Origin of the sequence: Paenibacillus antibioticophila (assembly GCF_000455265.1) — a bacterium.
Classification (GTDB): domain Bacteria; phylum Bacillota; class Bacilli; order Paenibacillales; family Paenibacillaceae; genus Fontibacillus; species Fontibacillus antibioticophila.
In genome coordinates this window covers 1,431,433-1,445,973 of the sequence record NZ_HG005139.1, presented here as the reverse complement: position 1 = coordinate 1,445,973, position 14,541 = coordinate 1,431,433, and the positions used below count along the sequence as shown (strand labels likewise).

14 protein-coding genes are annotated in these 14,541 nt (G+C 49.6%); 2 read left to right on the top strand and 12 right to left on the bottom strand.

The window, feature by feature from the left end:
- Window positions 1–17 precede the first annotated feature (17 nt).
- Window positions 18–422, bottom strand: a complete 405-nt coding sequence (locus tag TX85_RS06510; protein WP_044478284.1) for a hypothetical protein — start codon at window positions 420–422, stop codon at window positions 18–20.
- 210 nt (window positions 423–632) lie between these two features.
- Window positions 633–1,340: a glycoside hydrolase family 73 protein gene (locus TX85_RS06505; RefSeq protein ID WP_044478283.1), complete on the bottom strand. Its 708-nt coding sequence runs from the start codon at window positions 1,338–1,340 to the stop codon at window positions 633–635.
- Window positions 1,341–1,468: 128 nt separating this feature from the next.
- Here TX85_RS06505 and TX85_RS06500 point away from each other — a divergent pair, with 128 nt between their 5' ends.
- Complete coding sequence (locus tag TX85_RS06500) at window positions 1,469–2,143, top strand: tetratricopeptide repeat protein (protein WP_044478282.1); 675 nt, start codon at window positions 1,469–1,471, stop codon at window positions 2,141–2,143.
- Between the two features lie 70 nt (window positions 2,144–2,213).
- Here the strand turns inward: TX85_RS06500 and TX85_RS28060 are convergent, their stop codons facing one another.
- The 9 genes from TX85_RS28060 to TX85_RS06460 all read right to left on the bottom strand — a co-directional run bounded on the left by TX85_RS28060 (window position 2,214) and on the right by TX85_RS06460 (window position 12,725).
- Window positions 2,214–2,678, bottom strand: a complete 465-nt coding sequence (locus tag TX85_RS28060; RefSeq protein WP_316244889.1) for an MMPL family transporter — start codon at window positions 2,676–2,678, stop codon at window positions 2,214–2,216.
- Window positions 2,584–5,376 carry an MMPL family transporter gene (locus TX85_RS06495; RefSeq protein WP_316244876.1) on the bottom strand — a complete coding sequence of 931 codons (2,793 nt, stop codon included), beginning with the start codon at window positions 5,374–5,376 and terminating at the stop codon, window positions 2,584–2,586. Before TX85_RS06495 ends, TX85_RS28060 begins: the two co-directional genes overlap by 95 nt.
- A gap of 8 nt (window positions 5,377–5,384) precedes the next feature.
- A complete protein-coding gene (locus TX85_RS06490; RefSeq protein ID WP_044478281.1) occupies window positions 5,385–5,834 on the bottom strand; it encodes a MarR family winged helix-turn-helix transcriptional regulator in 450 nt (149 codons plus the stop codon).
- A 155-nt stretch (window positions 5,835–5,989) separates the two neighbouring features.
- On the bottom strand, window positions 5,990–6,412 hold the full coding sequence (locus TX85_RS06485) for a GNAT family N-acetyltransferase (RefSeq protein WP_049894839.1): 423 nt from the start codon (window positions 6,410–6,412) through the stop codon (window positions 5,990–5,992).
- A gap of 28 nt (window positions 6,413–6,440) precedes the next feature.
- Window positions 6,441–7,115, bottom strand: a complete 675-nt coding sequence (gene rpiA, locus TX85_RS06480) for a ribose-5-phosphate isomerase RpiA (protein WP_044478280.1) — start codon at window positions 7,113–7,115, stop codon at window positions 6,441–6,443.
- Between the two features lie 116 nt (window positions 7,116–7,231).
- Window positions 7,232–7,906, bottom strand: a complete 675-nt coding sequence (locus tag TX85_RS06475) for a thioredoxin domain-containing protein (protein WP_049894838.1) — start codon at window positions 7,904–7,906, stop codon at window positions 7,232–7,234.
- A gap of 98 nt (window positions 7,907–8,004) precedes the next feature.
- On the bottom strand, window positions 8,005–9,258 hold the full coding sequence (locus TX85_RS06470) for an MFS transporter (RefSeq protein ID WP_044478279.1): 1,254 nt from the start codon (window positions 9,256–9,258) through the stop codon (window positions 8,005–8,007).
- A gap of 83 nt (window positions 9,259–9,341) precedes the next feature.
- Window positions 9,342–11,681 carry an RNA polymerase recycling motor HelD gene (gene helD, locus TX85_RS06465; RefSeq protein ID WP_044478278.1) on the bottom strand — a complete coding sequence of 780 codons (2,340 nt, stop codon included), beginning with the start codon at window positions 11,679–11,681 and terminating at the stop codon, window positions 9,342–9,344.
- A gap of 21 nt (window positions 11,682–11,702) precedes the next feature.
- The gene (locus TX85_RS06460; RefSeq protein WP_044478277.1) at window positions 11,703–12,725 is read right to left on the bottom strand and encodes an FUSC family protein; all 1,023 of its coding nucleotides are present in this window, start codon (window positions 12,723–12,725) and stop codon (window positions 11,703–11,705) included.
- 131 nt (window positions 12,726–12,856) lie between these two features.
- Here TX85_RS06460 and TX85_RS25290 point away from each other — a divergent pair, with 131 nt between their 5' ends.
- Window positions 12,857–13,375, top strand: coding sequence for a hypothetical protein (locus tag TX85_RS25290; protein WP_049894837.1), 519 nt, complete (start codon window positions 12,857–12,859; stop codon window positions 13,373–13,375).
- A gap of 73 nt (window positions 13,376–13,448) precedes the next feature.
- Here the strand turns inward: TX85_RS25290 and TX85_RS06450 are convergent, their stop codons facing one another.
- Complete coding sequence (locus tag TX85_RS06450) at window positions 13,449–14,537, bottom strand: AI-2E family transporter (protein WP_044478276.1); 1,089 nt, start codon at window positions 14,535–14,537, stop codon at window positions 13,449–13,451.
- Between the last annotated feature and the right edge of the window lie 4 nt (window positions 14,538–14,541).

Genomic DNA, 14,541 nt, shown 5'->3' with positions numbered 1-14,541 from the left:
CCTCATGAGCGGTCTACTTACAGTCTGCTTAAGTAATTCACCTGACTTACAAGACTTCGCTGCAAGTCAAGCTCCTTCTTCATATTGCGGAATATATCCTGAAGGCACGGTCCCCAGAGCATGCTGTTTTGCTTCAGGCAAGTCTTGACCTCGAGAAAGCTCTCTTCAAAGAGCTCGAGATGGGGGCTGTCCGTCTCGGTCAGAAATTTCCGGGCTTGTCTGCTGATTGAAATATATTCTCTCCATAGCTCCAACTGCAGCGCCTTGGACTCGGGAGATAATTCCGTCCAGGTGAACGCCCCGCCTTCCACGATTTCATTGGAGCCCTGCACATACTCCAGATCGGAGTGAACCAAGATGAAGCTGCGGATTCGCTCTTCCAGCAACATATATTGAATTTTAAGCTCCTCGATATTCTCCATAAGATACACTCCTTTCCGTCCAACGCACTTATCACAAAGGATATCATTACGGACCTAGAGAAACGTTACCTTTTATGGATGTATTGGTTACATTATAACTCCATTCAGCCATGAAGTATATATAATTATGACAAAAATGTTACTTTTGTATGAGGGCAAATGGTCCCAAAGGTATGATCTGGAAAACCATTTGCCCCTAAAATTGCGACTTTATCCACTTTTCTTAAATAATCCCCTGCGATGCAACACCGTAATAATCCGATAAAAATCAAGGCTGCCCTGCTCCGGGTTCTGGATCAAAGGGTTCTTCCGGTCATAATCCAGCGCCGCCTGAATCGCCTCCTTAGCCCACTCCGGAGTTGGAAGCTCATGATAGCGCTGCAGCGCTGCAATTTGCTCCGCTTGCTTCGATACGGTAGCCTGCAGCGCTTGAAATAATTTCTTCTCCTCTGCAGTCATCGGCTCATCCCCTCCTTGAAGATCATATTTATATAATTCGTATTTATCCATCATCGCAATCAGTTTGGCTGCATAGCCAGGGTCGGTAGCGTAGCCTGCCGCTGCCACGGCCCGCGCAGCCTCCTTGCCTGTCTTGCCGGGAACAGCTTGATAACGCTTCGTGAGCAGCAATCTGGAATGATCCGCAATGGACTCGGCCCATGAATGGTATTTGCGAAAGGATGCGGTTACCCGTACCGGAGAGCCTCCTCTGTATTCTGTGGTCTGCATTTGCTCACTGCCTGCCGGTCCTGTCCCTTTAATTCCAAACAAATTGTTAGCCTTCACCGTTAATCCGCTTGCTCCAAAATTGGATTCCAAGGCTGCCTGGGCGATCGTTAGAGATGCGGCAATCCGATTCTGCTGCCAATCGCGGACTGCATCAGGAGCAATCCTCGCGATAAATGCCATCCTGTCCATCTTCTCACCTCCCTAGTATCCAGGTTATGCACAGCTCATCCGATCCGCTTAGACGTCCTCACAAATATGTATATCGCCTTTTTCCTTTATGCTATAATTGGAAAATACAATATCAGGTGGAGGTTTTTATGAGTAAGGTCATGTTGTTCTTCCTATTATCCTGGCTGCTGGGAAATCCGCTCCTGGCAATCCTTGTATTACTTCTGATTATCTATTTTCTGGACCGGCGATTCGTCGGTGTGCTTCCCAGTATCTCCAAGCCCTTCAAGCGCTCACGTCAGATATCCAAGCTTAGACAACAGCTTGCGCTGAATCAATTCGATGTTTCTTCCAAGCGTGAGTTAGCGCGTCTATTATTGGAGAAAAGAAACTTTCGTGAGGCGGCAGATCTGCTGTCAGAGGTTGAAGCTCACTCGGAAGCCTCTGCGGAATTCTGGAATGATCTTGGAACAGCTGTGATCGGATTGGGACGGATTGAAGAAGGAGAAGCCCATATCCTGAAGGCCCTTGAGTTGAACGAGCGGGTTAAATACGGACAGCCCTATTTGACACTGGCAATGGCTTTCCGGGATAAGGATATGGAGAAGGCGCTCCGCTATGCCGGACAGTTCGGCACGATCCAATCCTCCTCCAGCGAGGCATGCTATTTGCTGGGCAGCTTGTATCAGGCTCTGGGGCGCAAGGAAGAAGCAAGAGCCAGCCTGGATGAGTCTATTGCCATCTATCGTACACTTCCGAAATACAAGAAAAGACATGAGCGGAAATGGGCTTTGCGCAGTTTCTTCAAGCGGATGACCCTATGAATAAAATAAAGAACGCCCCTTCCATAGCCGCAGAGGCTTAAAGGGGCGTTCTTTATTTTGCAGCTGTAATTTACATCGTATAATGGTTGCCTTGATTGTATCCTACAGCGTTATCTTCCGATTCAGCACGGCTGAACGGCCACCAGTTCCAGCTGCCGAACATTCTGACCATGACCGGAATAAAGAACGGCAGGAGTACTACGGAGTACAAGAACAATCCCGTAATGACGACCGTGGCGATCTGCAGCATGGACAGCACGCCCGAAGGGTACATGGAAGCCATCGTTCCGGCCAGAATCACAGCCGCTGACAAGATAACAGTCCCCATATTTTTCATGGCATGCAGAATCGCCTGCCCTGCTCCCCAGTCCTTGTGCTCATTAAAGCGATCCATCAGGAAGATGCTGTAGTCAACGCCGAGTGCGACAAGAATGACGAAGCTAAAGAACGGCGTAGCCCAACTGATGCCTGAATAATGGAGCACATCCGCGAAGATCCATTCCGAGAAGCCCATCGAGGCATAGAAGGTTAGCACGAGTGAAGCAATGATATAGAGCGGCATAATCAAAGACCGCAGCAGGATGGACCAAGATAATAAAGATACCCGCCAGCATCAGGATCACCGTACGCGTGTAATCCTCTCCGGAAATGGTCTTCAGATCATTAAACGTACTTGTGACTCCGCCAACGGCAATCTCCGCATTTTCCAGCTTGGTGTCTTGAACAGCCTTGGCCACTGCTGCCTGAACCGCATCGATCTCATCGATGGCTGCCGTACCGTACGGATTGCTGGAGAACACTACGTCCATAGTCATAACCTTGCGGTCAGGAGACAGATACAAGTCGAAGACCTGATTAATCTGCTCGTTCTCAAGCGCTTCTGCCGGTACGTACCAGCCTGCAAGCTCACTGTCGGACGAACCGACCTCATTCAAGTACTCCTTCGCCGTATTCAGGCCATCGGATACCTGAGCAAGACCATCGACGCTTTGATCCAATCCGTCTGTCAGAAGCGAAATTTGTCCGGCAAACTGGCTGAAGCCGGTTTGTATCTGCTGTTGTCCATCCTCTATTTGCGACAGCCCTGCTACGACATCCGGAATATTGCCAATCACTTGGCCCTGTCCGGCCGCTGCTTGGTTCAACCCGCTCTCAAGCTGATCGAGACCCGCAATGAATTGATCCAGTCCTCCTGCAAGCTGTTGACCGCCAGCCACGGCAGTTGCAAACCCTTGGTTGGCTTGATCCATGCCCGAGACTACTTTTCCAAGCTCTGAATGAACTTGGGTTAAGCCTGCCGCAAGCTGCGGAAGTGCTACGCCTAACTCAGTAATCGTGCCGCGAATCGTTAAGTAGTCCATATCCGCAGCAAGCTCAGGATATTTGCCCTCCAGGCTGATGAACCGGGCATCGAGAGCAGAAAAGCCTTGTGTTGCCGCTTCAAGCTGCTGGCTCATTTGCCCGAGCCCGCTATTCAATTCAGTTAGTCCCCCGCCAATTTGCTGATAACTGGAAAGAAGCTGGGAATTGGCATCTGCAAGCTGCTGTGCACTGCTCTTCACCTGCTGCAAGCCTTTCTTCAATTCTCCTGCTCCAGCAGAGCCATCCTGAATCCCCTGCTGAATTGCTGTTAATCCATCCTGCATTTGACTTATGCCTGATTTCAATTCAGCGGTGCCCGCTACCAGTTGTCCTGTGCTGGACGCCGCCTCTGCCAGCTTAGGCTCATTTTCGTTCAGTGCCGCACTTGCTTCAGCCAATCCATTCCGGATGGCGCCGAGTCCTTCGCTGCCCTGACCAAGTCCATCCCCCACCGTCTTCACCTGACTGTTCAGGGTAAACTCCGTAAGCTCATCACCCGCAGGCCGGCTCAAGCTTCTGACGCTGGCAACGCCGTCCACCTCCATAATAGCGCGAGAGATTTTCTCGGCAAGCGTCATATATTCCGCAGAGTCCATCTCTTCATCGTTGCGAATAACCAGCTTGGTCGGAAGGGTCTCACCTGGCTCGAAGCTCTCGGAAATAATATTATAGGCTTTGACCGATTCAAATTGCTCTCCGATTTCCTCCATGCTGTTGAAGGATACATTCCCCGAATAGGTAAAGAGGAAGGGTACCGTAACAGCGGCCACAATCAGCAGCGCTGCCCATGGACGCTTCAGGGAGAACCTGCCGATAGCCCCCCAGAACCGATTCTCCTTGTGCTCCAGCGATTTGTTAAGCGGCCAGAACAGCTTGCTGCCCAGCACAGCCATAAAGAACGGAACAATCGTAATCAGCGCCAGCAGCATGACTGCGATTCCGACTGCAACCGCTACTGCCGAACGATACAATACAAACTGGGAGAACCCGATCGCCGAGAAGCCGACCAGTACGGCTAAGCCAGAGAAGAATACGGTTTTACCCGCTTTTTTGTAGGTCTGAACGATTGCTTCCCACTTATCCGCTGCTGTCTGGAGCTCCTCCTTGAACCGGCTGATCAGCAGAATGCAATAATCCGTCCCAATGCCGAACATAACGGCAACCATAAAGATTTGTGTATAGGTTGAGATTGGGAAGTCAAAGCGGTCCACCAGGAACGACACAATGGACTGGGATACAACATAACTAAGTCCCACGGTAAGAAGCGGAACAAATGGAGCGATCGCCGACCGGAATACAACAACCAGAATCAGCAGGATAAAGATGACGGTGAAATATTCCGATTTCTTCAAGCCTTGCTCCGAGCTGTCGATCATATCTCCATTAATCTGCTCTTCACCCGTCATGTAATGTTCAACCGATACCTGATCAAGCACCTCTCGGATGCCTTGCTCGAGCTCCTTGATCGTACGGTCACCGGGCTGAACACTAAGCGAGGTCAGCAGGGTCGCACCGTCTTTCGAGATCATCTTGTCTGCCGCCTCCGGCGTAGAGAAGGGATCCGTAATGCTGCTGATGCTCAGCTCGTTCATGTTCGTTCTGAGCTCATCCAGCGCTTGCTGGATCTCTTGTCTTTCTCCGTCACTCATGCCTTGTTCCTTATGGAATACAAGCGCAATTTGCAGCTCCTTGCCGCCTCCATCTGCATCGGAGATCTCCTTCAAAATTGAGGACGCAGTGGAGGAGGAATAACCCTCAGGCACAGTAATATCTCCTTTTTCCCGTACCAGCTCCCCCATCGACGGCGCAGTAAAGATAAGCACAGCAGCTATAACCAGCCACAGTGCCACGATTCCCCATCTAGCCTTCATAATGAATCTCAAGATTCTCCACTCCCTTTTTCCATCATGTTCGCCAGCTTCTCAAACGTTTGGATGAAGCCTTCAATTTCGTCCTTACTGTAGTGAACCATATATGCCGAAATGACATCAAGAATTTGCTTTCGGGTTCGGGAATGCAGTACCTTCCCATACTCCGCCAAAGATAAATATACGATCCTTCGGTCGCTCTCATCCCTGTTCCGCTTCAAAATTTCCCGATCTGTCAAACGCGTCGTAATTGCCGTTATCGAGCTTTTGCCAACAGAGAATACATCCGCTAACTCCGTCGAAGTCACTTCACCTCTGGTTGCGATGTAATCAATAAGCTGGTACTGCTCCAAGGTCAGTTCATCTTCAAGACTGTTCCTCAGTTCATTGTACATCCGCTTGGTGACCTTAAAGAATGCGGCCATATAACGCTCATATACGATTCGTGATTCCAGATTCACCTCTATTCACCCCCGGTCTGTTCCTGCGCCAACAAGTTCGATCATAGAACTATTCGACAATAAAACTATATGGCTATTTTTTCTCAAAGTCAAACAGCCAACAAAAAATCCTCCCCAAGCGTCGTACTCAGACCTTGAGGAGGATTCTTGTATATTTATTCTTCGGCTTCATACACGCAGCGGAAGAGCTCCGGCTGTCCGGGTGCTGCGAAAAAGCCCGTTACACTAAACCCGATATTCCGGAAAAAGTCGGCTCCCTCCTCATCGGTTACAGCTGTGACTAATTTAGGCTTTTTCAAGACAATCGCTTCTAAAATAAGACCTCTGCCATAGCCTTTCAGCCGATCCTCAGGGCGAATGGCCAGATGCATAATGTCCATGCGTTCCGGAGACAGCATCTCAATGCCGATCAAGCCGATCCATTCTTCCTTGTCCTGATATGCATATAGTTCCGCTTCTCTGCCAGAACGGTAACGGGACCACATCTCTTCCTGCTGCTCCGGGTCGAAGCCTGCTGCAATCTCCATCAACTCCCGAACCGCCGGATCAACCGGCTCGCTGTTAATATGGTTCAGCAAGGGATCTCCTCCTTCTCTCTTCATCCGCTTACGGTTTCTCAATCATCTCGGTTGTACCGTCCTCATGTCCAATAACTACAATATCCGCAATATTCACGAATAATCCGTGATCGACTACGCCGGTCAGTTGCTTAAGCTCCACGTCCAGAGTTCCCGGATCCTTAATCACCCCGAACGAAGCATCAACGATATAATTCCCGTTATCGGTCACATAAAGCCCGCCGTCACGGGTACGCATTTGGAACTCAATATCGTAGCGGCTTTTAAGCTGGACAAGGGTCCATTCATAACAGAATGGAACAATCTCAATCGGCAGCTTGAAGGCGCCAAGATGCGGAACCAGCTTGCCCGGATCGGCAATGACAATAAACTTGTCACTGTTGATGGCGACCAGCTTCTCCCGAAGCAATGCTCCGCCTCCGCCCTTGATCAAAGCCAGGGCAGGATCGACCTCATCCGCACCATCAATGGCAAGATCCAGCTTGCTCACATCCGCTGCTTTAATGAGCGGAATCCGGTATTTCTCCGCCAGCTCCTCCGATACCTTCGAGGTCGCAATGGCCTGGATCTTAAGCCCTTCTGCTACCCGTTGGCCAATTCGTTCAATCACATAGTATGCAGTAGAGCCTGTCCCCAAACCAACAAGCATTCCTTCCTGAACCCATTCTGCGGCTTTATATCCAGCTGCCTGCTTTGCATTCATCTTCCCGGTTCCCTCCTGCAAGTCTTATTACACCTTATGCTATCTTAACAAAAACCAACCTAAAAAAGAACAGTACATTCCATCGCGAATGCGATATTCATGCACTGTCCCCTGGTTTACTCTCCACCTATAGCAGCCTTGATCCCTGCGTACGAGACATCTTCCACCATCTGCCCATTGACGAATACCGTCGGGGTTCCGCCAACCTCGTGAGCATCTGCAATCCGTATGTCCTTCTCAATCTGCGGCAGATATTTCGCTTCATCCAGTTCCTGCGTAAACCGCTCCAAGTCTGCCTGCGGAATCTCATCAGCCACCAGCCCAATGATAAATTCCCGATTCGCCCATTCCTCATCCTTCTTCCCCTGATGCTCCATCATCAGGTTGAAGTAGGTCCAAAAGTAGGAGGGATCCTGTTGATACAAGGTTTCTCCCGCCAAAGCGGCCAATGTGGAGTCCGGTGCCAAAAATGGCAGGTCGATATAATAATAAACTGCTTGTCCGCCATCAATATAGTTCTCTTTCAGCGGAGTCAACACTTCATCCTTCCACCGTTTGCAGGCAGGACATTTATAATCCGCAAACTCGATGATCTGAATCGGCGCATCCGGATCGCCGAGATAAGGCTGGTTGTCAAGATCAAAGCCCTTTGAGCTGCCCACCTTCTCGGTAGCGCCAAGGTCGGGAGACACAGCCTTTGGCTCCTCCCTTTTTACCGTGCATGCGGTTAAGACTACAACTGCAAGCAGCAGTACAGCCATCCTTTTCAAAGTGAATTCTATCCCGGTCACATCATTTCCCTCCATGTAATGTAGTGGCCCAATATTAGGAAATAAATGGAGAGGATGTCAAGGAAAAAGATCACCATAGACCGGTCATTCCTCGAAGCTCAGGGCTGATGGGCAGACTTCCGCACAATCTGTTGTTTTCTGCCTGATTCCCCGGCGCCAGCTTCCGGTTTGACGAGGGTTAACAAAAGAATCACACCGATCAGTGATACTGTTCCTACGGCGGTGAATAAGGCAATATGCCCGGAACCTATCAATAAGGAGATGACCGGGGGCCCCAGAGACACGCCGATAAATCGCATGCTGCTGTAAATGGAAGTGATGGAGCCTCGAAGCTTCTTTTCAATTCCTTCCGTGATTAGGGCATCCGAGCTGGGCAATACGATTCCGATGCCGACGCCGCACAGAATCAGACAGGCAATGACATAGTAAATATTATTGAACAGGCTGATTCCGAACAAAGAACCCGTGGCCAGAACAAGTCCGCCTACCCCGCACCACTTCATTAACAGCTTGTTTTTGCCGATCTTTTTCCCCGTTAAATACGAAGCCAGGCACAGGGCGGCCAAAGGGATGGCCAGAACAAGCCCCTTGAGAATGCCTTCGAGTCCATGCTTTTTCTCTAATTGGTCGGATAAATAGAACAAGACGCCAAACAGCAGGAACATGCAGATTCCACCGATGGCAAATATGGCATACAGCCATCTGCCCTTTTCCTTAAAGACCTTTTTAAGGGAACTAACAAATTCCCGCAGCGGTTGTCCCGAGTCCTTCCGTTCAGGCTCATGTACTAGAAATAAAACAAGCAACAGCGATAGCACGCACAAAATCGGAATGGACAAAAAGGGAACATACCACGCCCAGGCCCCGAGCAACGCCCCCAGAATCGGACTAATGACTTTACCGAAGGTGTTGGATGTCTCGATAATTCCCAAGCTATGACTAACCTCATCGTCATTATCGAACATATCGCCGACCAGAGGAAGTACGATGGGAAAAGCGCCAGCCGCTCCGATTCCTTGAAGCACACGTCCCCCCAGCACAATCCAGTAGACGGACGCACCATCGCCGATCCAGGATGCAACCCCTGCAACCCCGCCTCCAATACCCGCAACAATCAGACTGGGGATAATCACTTTTTTTCTTCCCCATTTGTCCGAGAAATAGCCTGCGATTGGAATAAGCAGGATCGCAACAACGGCATAGGCCGTAATTAGAAAGCTAACCTGTAATGAGGATATATGAATTTCCTTGGCAATCTGCGGCAAGATCGGAATGAGCATGGAATTGCCCAAGGTCATGATCAATGGAATCGAGGCCAGTGCCGCCAAGTCCCCGGTTTTCTTGTTCTTCAATTTATGTACCACCCTTCATCGCTTAGGAACGAATCCATCAGAGTTAGTGTGGATGGTACAGCATAAAATATTCCCGGGATTTCTTACATACGGTAAAGCTGCTCGCAGGCCTCCTTCACGAATCTGCTTGGTTCCCCTAAAGAGTAGATATGCAGCAGATGCATCGCTCGGGTACAGGCGGTATAGAAGAGCTTCCGCTCCGCTTCTCTCGTATAACTGTTATTAGACCCGTTATAAATCAGAACCGCATCAAACTCTACTCCCTTTGCCAAGTAAGCGGGAATAATATGGATCCCCTTTTCAAACGACAGGGTCGTCTTCTTGATTAGCTTGACGGGCAAACCAGCAGCAAGCGCAGCAAAGGCCTGTTCGCTCTCTTCAACCGTTTTGCAAATAACGGCAATGGTTTCATAGCCCTCTCCCCGAAGTTGCTCGATCTTCAACAGCAATTGTCTGTGCAAGTCTTCAAGATTATCTACAAGCTTGACTACCGGCAGTTCACCTTCCCGGTTAAACGGAATAATCTGATCTCCGCCAGGAATCATCGCACGGGTAAAATCAACGATCTGCCGGGTTGAACGGTAGCTTCGCAGCAGCGTGATCGACTCGCTGCCTTCCTCGCCATACAGCTCCTTCAGGGTTGCCGTGCCCTGCAATACGGATGCATGGGCATAGATGGCCTGATTCAAATCCCCTAGCGCAGTAAATCTTGCCCTAGGGAACAGCCGCTTCAGAAAATGCAGCTGAAAGGGCGAATAATCCTGCGCTTCATCAATAATGACATGCCGGATCGAGGTATTCGAACGGAAGCCCAGAAGCATCTCCCTGAGATACAGATAAGGAGTGGCATCCTCATAAAACAGCTCGCCATTTCCGATCTTTTGCAAAGTTAGCCTGGAAATATCCTCCCAGCCCTTCGGAAGCGGTTCCTGACTAAGCGCTGCCATTAACTCGGGCTTTTGAAATAACTGGCGGTACAAGCGGTTCACATCCACAAAACGAAGGGATTTAACCCATCTGCGAAGCGGCTTCATTCGGTCGCTTATAATCATCTTCGCGAGGATCGTCTTCTCGTCCTCATAATCGCTGAAGGATTGACCGCGCCGTCCCTGCTTGCGCCGCATCCGCTGAAAGGAACGCTGATATTCATCCTTGTCCAGCAGTTGAATCTGCTCTTCCACCCAAGGCTCCTTCTGCTCCTGCTTGCCGAATGCGGCGAGCTCCTTAAGCAGCCATTCCTTCAGCAATTCGCAACGGTTTGCAAGACGAATGGAAGGATCAAAGGCGTAAAAAGCCTTGGCAATAGCTGCGGCGCTAACCACTTCTTTGCCTTGAAAGCGAAGCGGCTTGAACAGCATCTGCTCACGCTCCAGAAGCTGCTTATACCGGTTGACCGCCTCAAGAAAGTGTGCGGAGGACTTATACTGAATGCCTTCAACACGCGCTGCATAATCCGCATCGGCTGAATTAGACAGCACATATTCGATTTGAATGAACGGGTCCTCCAGTTGAACCTCCCTGCCGATCCGGTGTTCCAGGTACTCCTGAAAAGTCGTCTGCAGCATATTTTCTTCTCCCAGCTCCGGAAGTACCGTGGATACATAGCTGTTAAACATCGGATTCGGGGAAAATAGCAGCATTTGATCCGCAGTCAGACTTCCCCTGTGCTTATAAAGCAAGTAAGCCACTCGCTGTAAGGCCGCGGAGGTTTTACCGCTGCCGGCGGCGCCCTGGACGATTAGCATACGGGTTTTGTCATTGCGAATAATCCTGTTCTGCTCGCTTTGGATCGTTGCGACAATGCCCTTCATTTGCGCGTCCGAGCTGCGTCCAAGCACTTCCTGAAGCAGTTCGTCGCCGATCGTAACGCCCGTATCAAACATCACTCTTAACCGGCTGTCACGAATAACAAACTGCCGCTTAAGGGACATCGTTCCTTCAATCCGTCCCGAGGGAGTCTGGTAAGAGGCCGGGCCAGGAACACTGTCATAGTATAAGTTCGAGATTGGCGCCCGCCAGTCATAAATCAAAAAATGCTCGCCGCCGTCTTCGAGAAGAGAGGCAATGCCAAGATAAATAGCTTCCGGAGCGTCTCCTTCCTCGGCAAAGTCAATTCGACCAAAATAAGGGGATTGCTTCAGCTTTCTCATCTTCCCCAATGCGGCTGAGGCATGCTGATGACTCTTCTCGCGTTCGGACAAGACCTGGGACTGCTGCCGCAGACTTGTCGAGGTCTCCCCGACATCATCGGCCTCGCTGAAGTTCACGGTTACCTCGTCCCAGAAATCCTTCCGCATCTCCACAACATCGCCGCGAACCGAGCCAACTTCCTGTTCCAGTGTTGCTATCCTTGAAGTAATTACACCATACACTCGTTCTACTCTCTGCTGTTCCTCAAGCCAAGCTTGATCCTGAACATTCATTTGATCACCCCGTTGTAGAGCTTAATTAACTTCTACGGTTGAACGATGGTCTGCCAACCGGTTTAATCTTTCCAACTGATATCCATACTCATACATTTCCGCGGAGACGATCGTAAGCCGCAGGAAATCCTCTTGCTGTCCTTCGTATTTGTCCAGTAATCCGCGTAAAAATCGGTCGTTATCCTGTTCAAATTTTTCGCCTTCAAGCAGGTTCGGCTTCAGCTTATCATCAAACTTCAACATAATATGCTCATGAAATTTGATCAAGCGCTCCAGATGCGCATCAAAGTCTTGATTAATCTCCGGAGTCCGCTGCGCCTGAAAATAATGACTCTCCACCGCATCCAGTACATTGTAGCCTTTTCTCAAGGTTCTAAGCATCTGCTTGTACACCACGAGCAGCCGGCTATCCTTGAACTTCGGACTCTTTAGCTTCTTTTGATCCTCTTCCATCAGCTTGTATTTGTCAGCAAGTGAATTAATCCGATCCTCCAGCGAGCGCTTCTCACTGCGAAACACCGTCTCCTTAATCTCGTCAGACACGGCAGTCCGCAGCAGCAATGACAGATGATCAAAGGTCTCACGAATCTGATGGGTGTATTGGACGTGCGGCTTGGGCGGAAACACCAGCAGATTAATAATAAATGCGGAGACAATGCCGATCAGACTGAGGGCGAAACGGTTCAGAGCAAATTCCCATTGCCCGGAGGCTTCCATCACGGCGATAACGGTAACCAGCGTGATGCCGATCGTCTCTCCCATTTTCAACTGCAAACAGATCATAATGACAATGATGCACACCAGCCCCACCGCAATGGGCTCATTGGAGAAAATCATGCCGCCAAGCATCGCAAGGACAGCCCCCAGGGTATTCGTCTGAAGCTGGTCCATCAAATATCTCCAGGATTTATAGATAGAAGGCTGCATGGCAAATATGGCAGCAACGGCCGCGATGACCGGTGAAGATAACTGGAACCAGCTCACCACATATAGAGCAAGGGTCACGGCCAAACCCGTTTTCAGCATTCTGGCACCAAATGTCACATCTCATTCCTCCTGTTGTTTGCAGTCCAAGCTCCTTGTTATTTTTACCCGAAATGATAAGAAACAGCTCATTATGGTCAACACTAAGAGATGAAACCCAATCATTCTAACTGAAGAGGTGAAGAAAGTCCATGAATTTACTAGGCAAACTGACACTACTGTCCATCGTGACTCTCAGTCTCGCCGCTGCTCCCGCCGCGGTACAGGTATCCGCTTCAGGCGAATGGAAGCCCGCCGCCGAGACTGGTCAGGACGGCAAGAAGCAGGAGCATCATCACAAGCACGGTCATCACCGTCCGGTTCACGGAGGACATATTGTGAAGGACACCGCCGATTTGCTCGGGATCAAGCCGCAAGCGCTGGTGGAAGAGCTTAAGCAAGGCAAGACGCTGCTTGAGATCGTTCAGTCGAGCAAAGGGTGGACCGAGGAGCAATATGTCCAGAAGCTAACCGAATCGGCTAACAGTCATATGGCCAAGGCTCAGGCCGAAGGCAGGCTCAGTGCCGAGGACGCGGCACGCATGAAAGAACGCCTCCCAGGCAAGCTTAAGCGGATCATTAACCGAACCTGGAATCAAACTGCACCCGGCCATCCTGCTCTGGACTACAAGCAAAACCAGATCAACTGGGCAGAGCCGCAGCAGAAATAGAACAACACAAAAGGAGCTCCTCCGCAGTTCTCGGGGGAGCTCCTGCTATCATCGCAGAGTACACTCTCATCACTTAGGTCGTTCCGTTGTCCTGTTCAGGAGGTGGAGACGCCTTCCTGGACAGTAACCGGCGCTCAGGAACATTTATCGGCACTTCCAGAATATCAAGCAGGAACATGAAGATCGGTACCCCGACAATCAATCCCCACACCCCGAAGAAATGCTCTGACACCAGCAGGATCATAAAGGTATAAAAGATTGGCAGATGAGTTTTGTTCGACATAAATTTCGGGTTTAATATATAGGCTTCAACTGCATGAACGACTGCAATCATGATCAGAACATAGACGATTTTAATCAGTCCGCCAATCTTGAAGGCAATGGCACATAACGGAATTAATGAAATAACGACCCCCATAACCGGGATAAGGCCCAACAGGAAGATCATAATCGCCAATGCGATCAGATTCGGGAATCCGAAAATCCATAGGAATGTAGTGGAGAGCGCTGCATTAACAAGCGCAATCAGGAATTGAACCTCGATGACCTTCCCGAAGGAATGCACGAACTTTTTCCCGAAATACTCCAATTCAAGGAACAATCCGGACAGGCGGCTTTCTTTGAACTTTGCCGTAAAATTCGTAACCTTCTCCTTCTCCAGAAGCAGAAACAAGCTTAGAATAATGGCGACGAACAGATTAAGACTCCATTCCCCGATATTAGTCAATGTACTGAGAAGGAAGGTAAAGCCTTTATCAATATAAGAGGACAAGTCGATATCTTTTAAAGAATCTACAAGGAAATTAAGCAGAATATTATCCGGCAGATTGGTCGGGGGATTGTCGTAGAATGAAATGACCTGATTGACCAGATCAGTCAGCTCTGCAATGAATACAGGCAAGTAATAGTATATGGCCGTAACAAGAAGCGAAATCATAATGGCGTAAATAAGCAACACGACGATAACCGAATTAATCTTGAATATTCGGTTTACATTACGAACAGTAAAATTATGTAGACGGTTGATCAGGTAAGTCAGGATAAACGTAATCAGAAACAGATTGAGCATGCTGCGGGAATAGTACAGGACAATGATGGCAAATACCAGCGCGATCACTCGGCGAAAGCCCGGCATCTGGAATAACTCTCTGAAGAAGGCCATTAAG

Excerpts from the sequence above, each read along its gene's own strand:
- TX85_RS06510 (WP_044478284.1), bottom strand. The coding sequence starts at position 422 with ATGGAGAATATCGAGGAGCTTAAAATTCAATATATGTTGCTGGAAGAG.
- TX85_RS06505 (WP_044478283.1), bottom strand. The coding sequence starts at position 1,340 with ATGGACAGGATGGCATTTATCGCGAGGATTGCTCCTGATGCAGTCCGC.
- TX85_RS06500 (WP_044478282.1), top strand. The coding sequence starts at position 1,469 with ATGAGTAAGGTCATGTTGTTCTTCCTATTATCCTGGCTGCTGGGAAAT.
- TX85_RS06495 (WP_316244876.1), bottom strand. The coding sequence starts at position 5,376 with ATGAAGGCTAGATGGGGAATCGTGGCACTGTGGCTGGTTATAGCTGCT.
- rpiA (WP_044478280.1), bottom strand. The coding sequence starts at position 7,115 with ATGAATGCAAAGCAGGCAGCTGGATATAAAGCCGCAGAATGGGTTCAG.
- helD (WP_044478278.1), bottom strand. The coding sequence starts at position 11,681 with ATGAATGTTCAGGATCAAGCTTGGCTTGAGGAACAGCAGAGAGTAGAA.
- TX85_RS25290 (WP_049894837.1), top strand. The coding sequence starts at position 12,857 with ATGAATTTACTAGGCAAACTGACACTACTGTCCATCGTGACTCTCAGT.
- TX85_RS06450 (WP_044478276.1), bottom strand. The coding sequence starts at position 14,537 with ATGGCCTTCTTCAGAGAGTTATTCCAGATGCCGGGCTTTCGCCGAGTG.